This window comes from Methylobacterium nodulans ORS 2060, from assembly GCF_000022085.1.
In the GTDB taxonomy this organism is placed as follows: domain Bacteria; phylum Pseudomonadota; class Alphaproteobacteria; order Rhizobiales; family Beijerinckiaceae; genus Methylobacterium; species Methylobacterium nodulans.
On the sequence record NC_011894.1, the window covers coordinates 7,102,433 to 7,117,116 of the forward strand.

The following is a 14,684-nucleotide window of genomic DNA, read 5'->3' on the forward strand; positions in this document are numbered from 1 at the left end:
AGCGCACCCTTCCCCCAATCGGAGATTGCTGATGACCGCGCTCCCGAACGCGCGGGCGTTCTTCGACGCCCTGCGCCAGCCCGTCTTCGCGGGCTCGATGTCCCAGAGCCAGGTGGACGGAATCAACCGCCTCCTGGCCGCCTTCACCCTCTACGGGAGCGGCGATCGCCGGCACCTCGCCTACGGGCTCGCCACCAGCCGGTGGGAGACGGGCGGCCGGATGATGCCGGTCCGCGAGGGCTTCGCGAAGACCGATGCCGAGGCCCGGGCGCATGTCGCGAAGCTGCTCGCGCAGGGCAAGATCAAGTCGAACTATGCCCTCCCGAACAAAAAGGGCCTCTCCTTCTACGGCCGCGGCGACGTGCAGCTGACCCACGAGCGCAATTACATCACCATGGGGACCCTGCTCGGCCTGCCGCTCGCCGAGACCCCCGACCTCGCTCTCGACCCCGCGGTGTCCGCCCGCATCCTCTGGGAGGGGCTGCTGCGCGGCCTCTCGAACCGGGGCGACTTCACCGGCAAGGCGCTCGAAGACTACATCCACGATGGCGTGTGCGATTATGTCGGCGCCCGCCGGACCGTGAACGGGACCGACCGGGCGCATGAGATCGCCGAGATCGCGCACGACTTCGAGGCCGCCCTGGCGGTCGGCGGGATGCCGCTCCGGTTCGCGACCGTCGCCCCGCCGAAGCCCGGCGTGCCGCCCCTCCCCGAAAGCGTCGTGATCGGCAAGCCCGTGGTGGAGGCGCCGCCGAAGGCCGCCACGGTGCAGACCGGCGGTTTCCTCGCGGCGCTCAAGAGCCTGTTCGGCCGCAAGGCCGCCTGACCGACCCCTCCGGAAATTCCAGACAGTTCACCCCGAGCCGGCCGGGCCCGCCGCGCGAACTCCCCTCCTTGCGAGGGGAGGTTACCTCCCAAGGTCCCCTGACATGGATTGGCTCCAGTTGGCCGGGCAGCTCGCGCAGGTCGGGCTGCCCTCTCTCGGCGCGCTCCTCGGCACCACGCTCGGCGGACCGCTCGGCGGCGGCATCGGCGGCGCCCTCGGCAAGGGCGCGGCCGCCGCGATCGGCGCGGCGCTGGGCGTGCCGGCCACCCCACAGGCGATCAGCCAGGCGGTGCAGGCCGATCCCTCAGGCGCGCAGATCAAGCTCGCCGAGATCGAGGCCGCCGCAAAGCTCCAGGTGGCCGAGTTGGAAGACCTCTCGAACGCTCGCCAGATGCAGCTCGGGCTGGCGCAGGCCAGTCACTGGACCGCTTCCATGCCGGCGATCGTCACGCTGGCGATCCTCGCCGCCTGGGCGCTGCTGACCAGCGCGCTCTACTTCATCCAGGGCGAGATCCCCGAGCGGGTCTACCAGCTGCTGAGCCAAGCCTACGGCGCAGCCAACCTCGCGCTGGGCACCGCCATCGCCTTCTGGCTCGGCTCCTCGCGCTCCAGCCAGCAGAAGGACGCGCAGCTCAGCGCCATCCTGCCGAGCGTCGTCAAGCGCTGAGCCCTCGCGGGCCCGAGCGGCGGTTGCGACGCCCCCCGGGCCCTGACCCACACCACGCTCGAATGGGGAGCGTCGCGGGGTCCGCCCCAGGACGCACGGGATGCATGAATAATCTCTTGCCGGGTCAGCAGTGACGGCCATCGATATTGCCGGCCTGCTCAGAGAGTACGGGCCTGTCGGCGTCGCAGCGCTGCTTGCGGTCGTCGTCGTCTATCAGGACCGAAGGTTGCAGCGGCGTGAGGAGCAGTATTGCGCCCTGCTGGAGCGCGTCATTCACGCCCTCGCCGATGCCCGGTCGGCACATACCGCGAACGCCGCCGCGCTGGAGGCGATGCGCGGCACCATCGCCCAGGTCGGCGACACGCTGGAGACGCAAGCGCGCGATGCGGAAAAAACAGGACGCGAGATCGCGCACGATGTCGCCAACTTACGGGCGGGCCAGGAAGCCATCGCGCGCGTGCTGGAGCGGTTGCGTGAGTTGGCCCGTGGGGGCTCTGCGTGATCTTGAGGCGACTCATGTCCCTATTTCGCCGGACGCCCGAGCCCGAGGTGCAGACGCGCCTGCACGCTGCGCTCGCGGATCTGGATGACGCCCACGCGGCCGACTGCCGAGCCGCCGCGGGCCTCGCATCCAGAGCCGAGGAAGAGCGCGCGCGGCTGGAGGACAGGACGCGACAACTGCAGGAGCGCAGCGCTGAGCGGGACAAGCGGCGGGCCGCCCGCGTCAGGGCCGGCGAGGTCCATCCGGTCAACGATCGGCTGCGTGGCCTGCTGGAGGAGTTGGCCCGTGCGCAGCGATAACCGGTTCTTCACCCGCCCGCTCGTGTGGCTGGCGCTCCTCCTCCTCTGCCTCTACGCCGGCCTGTCTCGCTTCACCCCCGCCAGCCAGTTCACGGACGTGGTGCAGATCGCCCAGATCACCGTGTCGGCATGGGCGATGGTGACGGTCGGCGGCGTCGCCCTCCGGTGTTTCACCGGGCGGGGATGGCCGCACCCGGACGATCTTGTCGGGCTCGGCATCTTCGTCACGAGCTTGGGCATCAACTGGAACGGCGCTTGGGGCTTATTCTACCGTCTGGCAGGTGAGGCGCCCTGGCTCATCAATAATGACATCTATGGCGCATGGCGCGCGCTCGTCATTATCGGCATCATCATTAAGTTGATCGCCATCGGCATCTTCGGAGGGAGCGTGCCGCGGTCCTACAAGTTGCGCCACGGTGCGCTGTGGATGCTCGCCTTTGCGCTGGTCATCTACCTCGCCCTGGCCCGCCCGGATCTGCGCCCCCTGGCGGAGTGGCTGCGGCCCTACTTGGAGACCGCGCACGACTTCCCCCGCTACGTCCAGAACGCCGGGGTGGACTAGCCCTCGCCGGCCGCCCGCGCGGATCTCCTGCGGTAGGTCTTCGGCGGCGGCGCCGCGGCGTGGACTTGGCCCAGCGTCTCCAGCCATGCGGCCAGTCCGCACGGGATCGGCACCTCGCCGGTCGCCCACCGCCGCACCAGCCGGTCGTCGCACTCCAGGGCCTCGGCCAGCCCGCGCTGAGACCAGCGCAGGAGGCTCAGGCATTCGCGGAAGCGATCGGGCGTCATGGCCCTGTCCCTCAATCCGGCCGGGGATCATCCCTCAGCCATACCCGCAGGGTGCGGGCCCTCTGGGGGGCCGTCAAGGATCGCCTCATCACCAGCCCGCCCCGCCTGACCGCGGCGGGCTATTCTATTGCGTGGAACCTGCCATGCGGTCCGATCTTGAGACTCTGCGGACGCTGAGCCGACGACTGCATTGCGCCGATTTTGTTGAAAAACTCGTCTCGTCGCTCGTTAGCGGATTTCAACATACAAAGGATTGGGTCTGCGTGTCGCGCCAGTCACTATATGTAGAGGCGGTGAAGGGTGTCAGGGACTTTTTCAACAAAATCCGCCACTTGCAGACCCTCAGTGAGTGCCGTCGGAATGGCCGCTCGACACCCGACAGCGGACCTGTCGAAACCCTTCGACTCGCACCTGCCGATCCTCATCCCATTCGCATAAGGGCGGGACACTGTTGGCGAAGTGAGCATGGTCGGTCTGGCGGACGTTGAGCTGGCATCCCTGCCCGGAGGCCGTCCATGTCGCTCCCTTCGCAGCCGCTGCCACCCGTGCCCGAAGACACCGCCCGGGTTGCGCAGGCCGCGTTCCGGCGAGGCAACCCGTACATGCTGCTGCGTGACCGGCTCGGCGCCTTGTTCGCCGACGCCGACTTCGCCGACCTCTACCCCAGGCTCGGCCAGCCCGCGTACGCGCCCTGGCGCCTCGCGCTCGTCACGCTCATGCAGTTCCGCGAGGGTTTGAGTGACCGGCGAGCGGCCGAGGCGGTGCGGGGCCGGATCGACTGGAAATACCTGCTCGCTCTCGACTTGACGGACGCGGGCTTCGACTTCTCCGTCCTGTGCGAGTTCCGGGCTCGCCTGCTGCGGCACGGGGCGAGCGAGCGCTTGCTCGACAGCTTGCTGGAGGTGGCCCGCGCAGGTGGGCTGGTCAAGGCTCGCGGTCGGCAGCGCACGGACAGCACGCACGTGCTGGCTGCCATCCGCCTGATGAACCGCCTGGAGCTGGTGGCCGAGACGCTGCGCGCGGCACTCAACGCCGTGGCCATCGCGGCCCCGGCCTGGCTGCGCACCCTCGCGCCGGCGGACTGGCACGAACGCTACGACCGGCGGGTCGAGGATGCCGACCTGCCCGGCCCCGGCCCCAAGCGCGACGCCTACGTCGTCCGGGTGGGGGCGGACGGCTTCCACCTGCTTGATGCGCTGGATACCCCCGAGGCGCCCCCGCAGGCGCGGAATTTGCCCGAGGTCGCGGTACTGCGTCGGGTGTGGGAGCGCCACTTTGCGCGGGGCGGGGCGGGCACGCAGGGGGATCCGACCTCCGGCGTGCGGGTGTGCGCCCTCCAGAGCCGCGGCCCGGGCGACCGCGTTCAGTCACCCTACGACACCGAGGCCCGCTTCCGCACCAAGCGGATGACGGGCTGGACCGGCTACATGGTCCACCTCACCGAGACCTGCGACGCCGGTGCGCCGCACCTGATCGTGCACACCGACGCCACGGTCGCCAACGTGCACGAGGTGATGCGGCTCGCGGCGATCCACGACGCGCTGGCCGCCAAGGGCTTGATCCCGTCCGAGCACCTCGCGGACGCGGCCTACGTCAGCGCGGAGCAGCTCGCCGCCGCCCACGAGCGCCACCAAGTCGACTTGATCGGCCCGCCTCGGCCGCAGTCGACCTGGCAGAACCGCAGCCCGGACGGCTTCGGCGTCGCGGACTTCGCGGTGGATTGGGATGGCCGCGTCGTGCGCTGCCCCGAAGGCCGCAGCAATGCGTCCTGGCGCGAGTTCACCCGGCGCTCCTACGACGAGGCGCGCGGACGTCGCATCCGCATCTGCTTCGCCGCCGCCGATTGTGCCCCATGCCCGTCCCGAGCGCGCTGCACGTCGGGTCGTCGGCAGGGGCGGCAGCTGACGCTGCACCTGCGCGCAGAACACGAGGCGCTGGCAGCAGCCCGGGCTCGGCAGGCCGGTGAGGTGGGGCGCCTCTACGCCCAGCGGCGCGGGATCGAAGGCACGATCGCGCAGGGCGTGCGCGCCTTCGGCCTACGCCGGGCACGCTATCGCGGCTTGGCCAAGACCGGCTTGCAGAGCATCGCCATCGCCGCGGCCCTCAACCTCGACCGGCTCGCCGCCTGGTTCGCCCAGCGTCCGCTCGCCCCGACACGCACCTCACGCTTCGCTGCCCTCGCCGCAGAGCGATGACTTCGCCAACAGTGTCGGGCGGCATACGGAACCAGATCAGGTCATCTGCGCAATTGTCATTGCCGAATCTTCCCGAGCTGCACGAGGTCGTGCTGGCCACTTGTAGAGTTGTAGGCACGCCCTTAGAAAGCCTAGTAAAGGTGCCGTTGGGGGGCGGTATTGCGACAGTTCGACATCATCAGAGGCGTGAGCCTCCTCCCGCAGCGGGTCCACGCCGATGCTCGCGGCGAACTCGTGGCCTTCGAGGAGTTCGAGAACGTCCCCTTCGTGCCCAAGCGCGTGTTCGTCGTAAAGGTCGATGCGCCTGGGCCCGCCCGCGGCGGCCATGCCAATTCCTGTGACGAACTCATCACGGTCCTGAGCGGCGCGGTGACAGTCGAGGTCGACAACGGTAGCGAGCGTGCCACGGTCCGGCTCGCCGGCCACGATGAGGCACTATGGATCCAGGGTGGCATCCTCATCCGCCTGTGCGGTTTCGTGCCCAGCACCATCCTCCTCGTCTGCGCCTCCGAGCGCTACAAGGACACGCAGCACTATGACGAAGCACGGCCTGACCTGATGCGGGCAGCGTGTCCGGCATGATCCCCCAGGCGGCACCGCCGCTGCGAGTGGCGCGTTTCCGGCGCGAGATCGACGCCGCCATCGCCGAGGTCCTGTCCGGCCCCTCCTTCATCCTGGGCGCGGCTGTCGCGGCCTTCGAGCACGCCTTCGCCAATCACGCGGGGGTAGAGCACTGCGTCGGGGTGGCCTCAGGCACGGATGCTCTGGCGCTTGCGCTCCGCGCGCTCGGGATCGGCCCAGGCGATGAGGTAGTGGTGCCGGCCCTCACCTTCGCGGGAACCGCTCAGGCCGTCCTGCACTGCGGGGCGAGCCCGCGCTTCGCCGAGGTCGACCCGCATACCCGCTGCCTCGACCCGGCCGCGGTAGCAGCGGCGATCGGACAGCGCACGGCGGCGATCCTGCCGGTCCACCTCTTCGGTTTTCCCGCCGACATGCCGGCCCTGACGGCGCTCGCCGCCCGGCACGGGCTCGCGGTGGTGGAGGATTGCGCTCAGAGCCATGGTGCCACGCTCGACGGGCGGCCGCTGGGCAGCTTCGGGCACGCGGCGGCGTATTCCTTCTATCCCACCAAGAACCTCGGCGGCATCGGCGATGGCGGCGCGGTCGTCACCCGCGATCCGGCCCTCGCCGCGCGCCTGCGCAGCCTGCGCAACTACGGCTTCGAAGGACCTGAGCGCGTCAGCCGACGGCTCGGCTTCAACGCGCGTCTCGACGAGATCCAGGCCGCGATCCTGCTCGCCCTGCTGCCGCACCTCGACGCGGGCAACGCCGAGCGCCGCGCCATCGCGGCTCGCTATCGGGCCCTCCTCGCCGGGACCAGCCTTGGCCTGCCGCCCGAGGATGAGGGCTGCGTCTACCACCAGTTCGCCGTTACTCACGCCGACCGGGACGGGCTGATGCGCCGCCTCGCTCGATCCGGGATCGGCACAGCGATCCACTATGCGCCGGGCCTGCACCGGCACCCGGCCTTCGCGGAGGGTCAGCCGAACTCGCTGCCCGTCACCGACGCCCTGGCCGCGACCCTGCTCAGCCTGCCGATCCAGCCGGAGGTCGCCGCAGGAGCTGTCGAACGGGTCGCCGCCGCAATCCAGGAGTGCCTGTCGTGCCCGGCGTGATCCTCTACGGCGTGGGCTCCCCGCTCGTGGTCGACGTCGAGGAGAGCCTGTACCGGGCGGGGCTCCCGCTCGTGGCGGGCGTGCGCAACCATCCGGGGCTGGACCACCTGCCGGAGGGCGCGCGCATCCTCGCGCCCGACGACCTCGGCCCGGAGGAGCTGGACCTGCCATTCCTCGTCCCGCTCTTCACCCCGGGCCACCGGCAGGCCGCCGCGCGGGAGGCCGCGCAGCGGGGCCTGCACCGCCCATTCGCGCTGATCGACCCGAGCGTGGCGGCGCCCCGGCACCTCGACCTCGGCCCGGGCGGCTACGTCAACGCAGGCTGCAGCCTCGGCAGCGGCAGCACGTTTGGGGCCTTCGCCTTCGTCAACCGTGGTGCCAGCATCGGCCATCACGCGCGGTGTGGCGCCTTCGTGTCGGTCGGGCCGGGCGCGACCCTCGCAGGCCACGTGACGCTCGGGACGGGTGCCTTCGTCGGGGCGGGGGCCACGATCCTGCCCTGCGTCACGGTGGGCGAGAACGCCGTCGTGGGGGCCGGTTCGGTCGTCACGCGGGACGTGCCGGCGGGCTGCCTCGTCCTCGGCAACCCGGCGCGGATCGTCCGGCGCGACATCGGCGGCTACAAGGGGATCGCCGTCGCATGAGGCGGCCGGTCGTCCATCTCTACACGGTGTGCTGGGACGAGGCCGACATGCTCGGCTTCTTCTTCCGCCACTACGACCCCTGGGTCGACCGCTACGTCGTGTACGACGACGGCTCGGCGGACGGCTCGCGCGAGATCCTGCGCGCCCACCCGAAGGTCGAGCTGCGGGACTTCGTGCGCAGCGACGCGGAGTCCTTCGTGCTCTCGCATCGGGCGATGCAGAACGAGGCCTGGAAGGAGAGCCGCGGCACGGCCGACTGGATCGTGGTCACGGCGATCGACGAGCACCTGCACGTGCCCGGCCGGGCGATGGCGGAGTACCTCGCCGAGCAGGCCGATTGCGGCGTGACGCTGGTCCCGGCGCTCGGCTTCGACCTCACCCATCCGGAGATGCCGGACGATGCCGGGCTCCTGACCGAGCGGGTCACGCGCGGGCGGCCCCGCGCGGCCTTCAACAAGCTCAGCCTGTTCAAGCCCGAGGCGTTGCGCGAGACCGGGTTCGGCCCGGGGCGTCATGCCGCCGAGCCGCAGGGCGACCTCCTGCTGCCCGCCCGCGACGTGGTGGTGCTCTGGCACTACAAGCATCTCGGCTTTGAGCGGAACGCCACCCGCGAGGCAGCCCAGGCCGCGCGGCTCGGGCGCGCCGACGTCGCCCAAGGCCTTGGCCAGCACTACCTCTGGGGCCGGGAGCGGCTGCGCGCCTTCTGGGACAAGATGGAGCGCGAGTCGGTCGACCTCGGGCGCGTGGTGCCGGACACCGCCTGCATCCGGCCGCTCTGGTGGGAGGAGCGCGGGCTCCCGCGGGCCGATCCTGCACCGCTCCCCCCGCTCGCGGTGGCCTTGCCCGCCGTGGCCCCGGCCGTCTCGGTGCTAGTGAAGGCCTACAACCACGCTCCCTATGTCCGGCAGACGATCGAGAGCGTGCTGGCGCAGTCCTTCCAGGATTTCGAGATCGTCGTCACCGACGACGGCTCGACCGACGGGACGGCCGAAATCCTGCGCGGCTTCACCGATCCACGCATCCGCCTCGAGTGTTGGTCGCAGAACCGGGGCATCTCGGCGGCGATGAACGCCACGATCGCGCGGGCGCGCGGGCGCTATCTGGCGATCCTCAACTCGGATGACTGGGCACTGCCGGGCCGGTTGCGCCGGCAGGTCGCCTTCCTCGACGCGAACCCGGAGATCTCTCTCGTCTTCGGCACACCGCGACCGGTGGATGAGGAGGGTCTGCCTACGGAAGCCCTTAATGATTTCGCTGCGCCGCTGCGGTTCACGGATTCCTCGCGGCGCACGTGGCTGCGGTTCTTCTTCTTCCAGGGCAATATCCTGTGCGCGCCGACCGCCATGATTCGGCGGGAGGCCTACGCAGCGGCAGGACCCTACGACCCGCGGCTGACGAACCTGCAGGACTTCGACATGTGGATCCGGATGCTGGTGGCTGGCCACCGCATCCACGTGCTGCCGGACCGTCTCACCGCGTTCCGGATCCGCGCCAACAACGCCAACACGAGCGCACCGAGTCCGGAGACGCGGCTGCGCTGGATCTACGAGAGCAGCAAGGTGCTGCGCCACTTCGCGGCCTTCAGCGAGGAACTGTTCGCGGAGGTGTTCGACACGGAAGCCTACGTCCTGTCGGGCGAGCCCGTTTGGCTGCGGATCGCTGAACTCGCCCGTCGGGTGCCACGGGTCGATTACCGGTACTTCGCCCTCGACACGCTCTATGAGGCTGCGAGCGAGCCGGAGCACATGATCCGGCTGCGCGAGTGGGGCGGTAGCGTCGATGCGCTCAACGTCCGCGAGATCGAGCTCCGCGACGCGCGCATCGCCGAGCTCACCCGGGAGCAGGACGCGCTCGGACGGGAGCGCGACGACTTCGCCGCAGCCCGGGACGCTGCAGCCGCCGCCCGCGACCAGCTCGCCGACGAGATATCCCGAACCCAAGCTCTGCACGCGCAGCAGATGGCAGCGATGCGCGGGGTTCTTGCCCAGCGCGAGCGGGCCGTCGCGGACCTCGACGCCCGCCGAGAGGCGCTGGAATCGACCGTGCAGGAACTCGATTTCCACCTTAAGGCGACGCTGGCCTCGCGGGAGCGGATGCGGGCTTCCCTGTCCTGGCGCTCGACCGCGTTCCTGCGCTGGCTGGGACGGCTGCGCCGCCTCGCGGCGCCAAAGCGGAGCTAGACCGCTCTAGAGCGTCCGGCTCAGCAGGTCGGCGCCATCCATGACATCCCGATCCCCGAACTCCCAGATGAAGCGCGCCCGCCACTCGGCCGAGACGGCGTCGCTCTGGCGGCGCAAGAGGACTTGGCTCGGATCGATTCGCGGGGAGGGGTGGACGCCCAGGCGCCCGGCTACCTGATCGACGGCCTCCTGTGGGTTCTCCGCCAGATCCTCGTAAGTCACCTCCACCGGCCGCAAGCCGGTGCGCGCGAAGTACATGTCCCAGCGCGCGTTGCGTTGGCAGACCTGGCCCAGGTAGGTCGCGATCAGCGGCCCGTCGAACTGCGGCTCGGCGTTGGCGGTCTCCGTCGAGCGGAACTGCCCGGTCTGGATCGAGCGCACCCAGGAGAGCGCCTGCCCCAGCACGTCGAGACGCCGCAGACGCACGAAGGTGAGATTGGGCAGGGCTTGCGTGAGCTTCAGATGCGGCGAGACCCGGTCGAACAAGCCGGGGAAGAGCTTGAGCGCGTAGACCCCGTTCGGGGTCGCTCCCGTGGTGAGAATGTGCTTGATCTGGAGCGCGGGATCGTCCGGGTAGGACGGATCGTCGTAGCGCCGCCGGGCGTCACCGTTGAAGTACTCGCGCGGCCGGCCGAGCTGACCGGTGCTGGTCAGCACGTCGCAGAAGTAGTTGCTGCCCGAGCGCGGTGCTCCGCAGACGGCGTAGCCTTTCATGTGAGACAGTCCTCCCGTTAACGGATCCCTCGCTCGGCCAAATGAAGGACCTGCGCCAGAATCGGTTCACATGCCGGCCCGGAGAGGCTTGGGGGCTGAGCCTCGACCCAGTGCGATGCAGCATCCTCCTGACGGGCACATGGGAACACCTGGCAATACCCGCTTCCAAATAATCCTGCGGTCCTTGCGCAGTGCTCCCGGAGGCCTGTGTTGATTTTGCTACACAAACCTGCCGCCTGAGAGGAAGCCAACGTGAAGCGTGACGGCAGTCCAACCGGCGGATTGCGGCCAAACCGCGGCTTTCGTATCCCCTCAGCAGCAAGCTAGGCCTTGTCAGGTCTAAGAATTTTCTATGCGTTTGGGGGAGTAAGCAATGGTGGCGCTGCGCCGCAGTCTTCTGGTCACGACGGTTCTCGTGCCCTGCGCCACGCTCAGCCTCGTCGGATCTGCTGCCGCGCAGGGTGACACGATCGCTCTCGAGCAGATCGATGTCGTGCCGGTGACCCCGGTCGGCGGAGCCGGCGGTGCGGCCCGCGCCGACGCAGCTGCCGGCGGCGCGCTGCCGCTCTCCAAGGTGCCGTTCACGGCCGAGACCGTCACCGCGCGCCAGTTCGAGCAGGACCGCGCCACCCTCGACCCCACCTTCACGCTGGCCCGCACCACCCCGGGCGTCAGCCTCTCGGACGGCCAGGGCAACAGCTTCCGCCAGACCCTCACCTATCGCGGCTTCGACGCCTCCCCGCTTCAGGGCGCCCCCCAGGGGCTGGCCGTCTACCAGAACGGCACCCGCATCAACGAGGCCTTCGGCGACGTCGTGAACTGGGATCTGATCCCCCAGGTCGCCATCAACCGCATCGACCTCGTCACCGGCAACCCGATCTTCGGCCTCAACGCGCTCGGCGGCGCGGTCAACATCGAGATGAAGAACGGCTTCACCTGGCAGGGCCAGGAAGTCTCGGTGATGGGCGGCTCGGACGGCCGCATCCTCGGCACCCTGCAATACGGCGAGGTGGTCGGGCCCTGGAGCTTCTACTTCGCGGGCGAGGGCCTCAAGGACGATGGCTGGCGCTTCAGGTCGCCCGCCGAGATCGGCCGCGTCTATGCCGATATCGGCCATCGCACGCCCGATTCCGAGTTCCACCTCATCGCCTCAGGCGCCAAGACCTTCTTCGGGGCCACCGCTGCCGCACCCGTCGACTTCACCCACCTCAACGAGCGGGCGATCTTCACTTGGCCACAGACCATCGACACCGAGATGGGCCAGATCCAGGTCACCGGCAAGGTGAACCTCTCCCCGACCTGGGACCTCGCGGGCAACGCCTATGTGCGCCGCTTCAGCCAGTTCGTGGTCGACGGCAACGACGGCAACTTCGAGAATTGCAGCACGCGCTCGAGCTTCCGCGGCTTTCTCTGTTTCGAGGACGACGGGTTCTCGCCCGCCCCCGGCCAGACCCAGGCGCAGTTCCGCAACCAGTTCCTGATCCTGGGGCCGAACGGCCAGCCGATCCCCTTCCGGGCAGGCATCCCGTACGGCACCCACGATACGGTCCGCACCGAGGCGACCGGCTACGGCGGCACGCTGCAGGCGACGAACCGCGACCGGGTGCTCGATCACGCCAACACCTTCATCCTCGGCGGCAGCATCGATGCGGCCTCCTACACCTTCAAGTCGGCGAGCACGCTCGGGGTGATCAACCCGGACCTGAGCGTCACCACCGACCCGAACAACCCGACCTACGGCCTGATCCCCGGGCTCGGCACCGGGCCGATCCGCACCGCCGCGGCGCTCGGCGTCGCGCCGAGCCAGGTGACCGGCTCGAACCTCTACATGGGCCTCTACGCCCTCGACACCTTCGACGTCACCGATCAGCTCTCGCTCACCGCCGGGGCGCGGCTGAACTTCGCGCGCATCTCCACCCAGGACCTGACCGGGTTCTCGCCGGATGTCACCGGCACGCACTTCTTCACCCGCCTCAACCCGGTGGCGGGCCTGACCTACCGGTTCTTCCCCTGGCTGACGCTGTATGGCGGCTACTCGGAATCGAACCGGGCGCCGACGCCGCTCGAACTGGCCTGCGCCAACCCGAACCGGCCCTGCCTGCTGCCGAACTCGCTGGTGGCCGACCCGCCGCTCCAGCAGGTGGAGGCACACACCTACGAGGCGGGGATCCGCGGCACGGTGCCGGACGTCGCCGAGGGGGGCCTGCTCACCTACAAGCTCGGCTTCTTCCGCACGGACCTGACCAACGACATCCTGCAGATCGCGGTGCCGGGCAATGCGGCGCGGGGCTATTTCGTGAACGTGCCGGCGACGCAGCGGCAAGGCATCGAGGTGGCGGCGGAGTATGTGGGCGAGCGTCTGCGGCTTTACGCCAACTACGCGCTGATCGATGCCACCTTCCAGTTCCGCGGCGACCTGTCCTCGCCCAACAACCCGCTGGCCGATGACGGGCTGATCACGGTGCGGCCGGGCAACAAGCTGCCGCTGGTGCCCGAACATCAGTTCAAGGCGGGGTTCGATTACGCGATCACGCCGTTCTGGCGCTTCGGGATGAACGTGGCGGCGTTCTCCTCCTCGTATTTCCGGGGTGACGAGTCGAACCTGAACCGGAAGCTGCCGGCCTACGCGGTGGCGAACCTCACCACGAGCTTCCAGCTGACGAAGAACGTGGAGGTGTTCGGGCTGGTGACCAACCTGTTCAACACCCGAGTGCCGAACTTCGGCACCTTCCTGGAGACCGATCCCAATTTCGCCAACCGCTACGCGCTGAACGACCCGCGCACCACCACCCTGATACAGCCGCTCTCGGTCTATGGCGGCATGCGCGTGACCTGGTGAGCTGCGCCTGAGGAGGACGAGCCGGTCCGTGGCCGGCGTGCTGATCATCGACGATCAGCCGATCGTCCTCGATACGATCCGTGGGCTCCTCGCGCCCACGGGCATCATCGTGCACACGGCGACCAGTCCAGCCGAGGGCGAACGCCTCGCCCTCCAGCACTCGCCAAGCCTCGTCGTCGTGGATCTGGCCTTTCCCGGGGCGCCGCTGGGTGGGCTGACGCTGATCCGGCGCCTGCGCAGCCGCGATCCCAAGCTGCGTGTGCTGGTGTTCAGCATGTACGAGGAGCCTCGCGTTGCCCGTCTGGCCTTGCAGGCGGGTGCCCTGGGCTACGTCTGCAAGGCTGCGGGTCTGACGGAGTTCGAGCAAGCCTATCGCCATGTCCTGGCCGGTAAGGGCTATCTCAACGCTGATTTGGCCTTTGCCTTGGTGGCGCCACCGCCGCCTCCGGCAAGTCCGCTTGATCAATTGACCATCCGTCAGCTGCGCATCCTTCAGCTGTTGGCGGAGGGCCACGCTTACCGGCGGATTGCAGAGATCCTGCTGCTGAGCACCAAGACCATCAGCAACGAGGCAGCCACGATCGGCCAGCAGGTCCATTTCAGCGACAAGGCTGGCCTCGTCCGTTTCGCCGTTCAGCACCAGGATGCCATCCGCGCCAGACTGGCCGCAGAGGAGTCCTGAGCCGCGGTGCCCATGCTCCGAGCGGACACGATGCCGATTGAGGGTCTGTTCGCGTGCGGGGCTGATGCCGTCTCGATCTTTGCGGGCACCTATTCGGGTCCAGGCACGACGCTTGGGCCCGCCCTCGTAATGGCATCACGCATCGCCACCTGCGCGGCACAGCGGAGCAGACCCCACGAGCCTTAAAGAGATCCGCTCGCGCAGCACAAGCGGTCATTCCCTACGCGCAGACCGAAAGCCGGTTTGTGGCAGGTATTATCAAAAAAACGACGGGAAACCTTCCACGCGGATTGGGTCCTGCCCGGTGCTCCAGCCCCTCAACCGTCTGTGTCCGGAAACCCTGTCAAGAAATCAAATATCCTGAGAACACTCGCAACCGGACGTTCGCGACACCCGCCGCGAACGTCTGAAACGGGTCAGCCCCGGTCATTGCGGGCGAAAGGCGTAGAGAGCTGCTGTCCACCCATTGCAGCCCTTCCATAGACAAGGTGGTTGAGTCTCGACCCTGATGCGTCCCACGTCCAGAGTCAGCAAGGCCGCCCGGCTCCGCGGCGGCGGGCTTTTTCGTTCCGACGCTACGCTGCCGGCCAGGGCCTGAGAAGGTTCGGCCCGGGTGGTTCCAGCACCCGGGCCCCGCTTGCGCGGGCGACCCGCCACGAGGAGTAAGCGGC

At 69.0% G+C, this 14,684-nt stretch carries 15 protein-coding genes; 13 read left to right on the forward strand and 2 right to left on the reverse strand.

The window, feature by feature from the left end:
- The first annotated feature begins 31 nt into the window (after positions 1-31).
- The 5 genes from MNOD_RS33165 to MNOD_RS33185 all read left to right on the forward strand — a co-directional run bounded on the left by MNOD_RS33165 (position 32) and on the right by MNOD_RS33185 (position 2,856).
- Entirely contained in the window at positions 32-826 is a 795-nt protein-coding gene (locus MNOD_RS33165; RefSeq protein WP_015933331.1) for a glycoside hydrolase family 19 protein, read from the forward strand.
- A gap of 103 nt (positions 827-929) precedes the next feature.
- Entirely contained in the window at positions 930-1,493 is a 564-nt protein-coding gene (locus MNOD_RS33170) for a hypothetical protein (protein ID WP_015933332.1), read from the forward strand.
- Between the two features lie 130 nt (positions 1,494-1,623).
- Positions 1,624-1,995, forward strand: coding sequence for a hypothetical protein (locus MNOD_RS33175; protein ID WP_015933333.1), 372 nt, complete (start codon positions 1,624-1,626; stop codon positions 1,993-1,995).
- A gap of 47 nt (positions 1,996-2,042) precedes the next feature.
- A complete protein-coding gene (locus tag MNOD_RS33180) occupies positions 2,043-2,294 on the forward strand; it encodes a hypothetical protein (RefSeq protein ID WP_157091619.1) in 252 nt (83 codons plus the stop codon).
- The gene (locus MNOD_RS33185) at positions 2,281-2,856 is read left to right on the forward strand and encodes a hypothetical protein (RefSeq protein ID WP_015933335.1); all 576 of its coding nucleotides are present in this window, start codon (positions 2,281-2,283) and stop codon (positions 2,854-2,856) included. The genes MNOD_RS33180 and MNOD_RS33185 overlap by 14 nt, the downstream gene beginning before the upstream one ends.
- On the opposite strand, the gene MNOD_RS33190 is transcribed toward MNOD_RS33185, so the two are convergent.
- Positions 2,853-3,083: a hypothetical protein gene (locus MNOD_RS33190; protein WP_015933336.1), complete on the reverse strand. Its 231-nt coding sequence runs from the start codon at positions 3,081-3,083 to the stop codon at positions 2,853-2,855. The two genes, MNOD_RS33185 and MNOD_RS33190, sit on opposite strands and share 4 nt — an antisense overlap.
- A 515-nt stretch (positions 3,084-3,598) precedes the next feature.
- Between MNOD_RS33190 and MNOD_RS33195 the strand changes: the two genes are divergently transcribed.
- The 5 genes from MNOD_RS33195 to MNOD_RS42030 all read left to right on the forward strand — a co-directional run bounded on the left by MNOD_RS33195 (position 3,599) and on the right by MNOD_RS42030 (position 9,778).
- Entirely contained in the window at positions 3,599-5,278 is a 1,680-nt protein-coding gene (locus MNOD_RS33195; protein ID WP_015933337.1) for an IS1182-like element ISMno33 family transposase, read from the forward strand.
- A 186-nt stretch (positions 5,279-5,464) separates the two neighbouring features.
- On the forward strand, positions 5,465-5,860 hold the full coding sequence (locus MNOD_RS33200) for a sugar 3,4-ketoisomerase (protein ID WP_043749895.1): 396 nt from the start codon (positions 5,465-5,467) through the stop codon (positions 5,858-5,860).
- Entirely contained in the window at positions 5,857-6,954 is a 1,098-nt protein-coding gene (locus tag MNOD_RS33205) for a DegT/DnrJ/EryC1/StrS family aminotransferase (protein ID WP_015933339.1), read from the forward strand. Before MNOD_RS33200 ends, MNOD_RS33205 begins: the two co-directional genes overlap by 4 nt.
- On the forward strand, positions 6,942-7,598 hold the full coding sequence (locus tag MNOD_RS33210) for a DapH/DapD/GlmU-related protein (protein WP_015933340.1): 657 nt from the start codon (positions 6,942-6,944) through the stop codon (positions 7,596-7,598). The genes MNOD_RS33205 and MNOD_RS33210 overlap by 13 nt, the downstream gene beginning before the upstream one ends.
- Positions 7,595-9,778 carry a glycosyltransferase family 2 protein gene (locus tag MNOD_RS42030; RefSeq protein ID WP_015933341.1) on the forward strand — a complete coding sequence of 728 codons (2,184 nt, stop codon included), beginning with the start codon at positions 7,595-7,597 and terminating at the stop codon, positions 9,776-9,778. The genes MNOD_RS33210 and MNOD_RS42030 overlap by 4 nt, the downstream gene beginning before the upstream one ends.
- Before the next feature lie 6 nt (positions 9,779-9,784).
- On the opposite strand, the gene MNOD_RS33225 is transcribed toward MNOD_RS42030, so the two are convergent.
- Positions 9,785-10,492 carry a Stf0 family sulfotransferase gene (locus tag MNOD_RS33225; RefSeq protein ID WP_015933342.1) on the reverse strand — a complete coding sequence of 236 codons (708 nt, stop codon included), beginning with the start codon at positions 10,490-10,492 and terminating at the stop codon, positions 9,785-9,787.
- A 373-nt stretch (positions 10,493-10,865) separates the two neighbouring features.
- Between MNOD_RS33225 and MNOD_RS33230 the strand changes: the two genes are divergently transcribed.
- Genes MNOD_RS33230 through MNOD_RS47370 form a run of 3 tightly spaced genes read left to right on the forward strand, consistent with a single transcriptional unit; the run spans position 10,866 to position 14,199 of the window.
- The gene (locus tag MNOD_RS33230) at positions 10,866-13,331 is read left to right on the forward strand and encodes a TonB-dependent receptor (RefSeq protein ID WP_015933343.1); all 2,466 of its coding nucleotides are present in this window, start codon (positions 10,866-10,868) and stop codon (positions 13,329-13,331) included.
- 28 nt (positions 13,332-13,359) lie between these two features.
- Positions 13,360-14,013, forward strand: coding sequence for a response regulator transcription factor (locus MNOD_RS33235; protein ID WP_015933344.1), 654 nt, complete (start codon positions 13,360-13,362; stop codon positions 14,011-14,013).
- 30 nt (positions 14,014-14,043) lie between these two features.
- Positions 14,044-14,199, forward strand: coding sequence for an FAD-binding protein (locus MNOD_RS47370; RefSeq protein ID WP_244424610.1), 156 nt, complete (start codon positions 14,044-14,046; stop codon positions 14,197-14,199).
- Positions 14,200-14,684 lie beyond the last annotated feature (485 nt).

Bases quoted from the DNA above. Each gene is read 5' to 3' on its own strand.
- MNOD_RS33165 (WP_015933331.1), top strand. From the start codon at position 32: ATGACCGCGCTCCCGAACGCGCGGGCGTTCTTCGACGCCCTGCGCCAG.
- MNOD_RS33170 (WP_015933332.1), top strand. From the start codon at position 930: ATGGATTGGCTCCAGTTGGCCGGGCAGCTCGCGCAGGTCGGGCTGCCC.
- MNOD_RS33190 (WP_015933336.1), bottom strand. From the start codon at position 3,083: ATGACGCCCGATCGCTTCCGCGAATGCCTGAGCCTCCTGCGCTGGTCT.
- MNOD_RS33195 (WP_015933337.1), top strand. From the start codon at position 3,599: ATGTCGCTCCCTTCGCAGCCGCTGCCACCCGTGCCCGAAGACACCGCC.
- MNOD_RS33205 (WP_015933339.1), top strand. From the start codon at position 5,857: ATGATCCCCCAGGCGGCACCGCCGCTGCGAGTGGCGCGTTTCCGGCGC.
- MNOD_RS42030 (WP_015933341.1), top strand. From the start codon at position 7,595: ATGAGGCGGCCGGTCGTCCATCTCTACACGGTGTGCTGGGACGAGGCC.
- MNOD_RS33225 (WP_015933342.1), bottom strand. From the start codon at position 10,492: ATGAAAGGCTACGCCGTCTGCGGAGCACCGCGCTCGGGCAGCAACTAC.
- MNOD_RS33230 (WP_015933343.1), top strand. From the start codon at position 10,866: ATGGTGGCGCTGCGCCGCAGTCTTCTGGTCACGACGGTTCTCGTGCCC.
- MNOD_RS47370 (WP_244424610.1), top strand. From the start codon at position 14,044: ATGCCGATTGAGGGTCTGTTCGCGTGCGGGGCTGATGCCGTCTCGATC.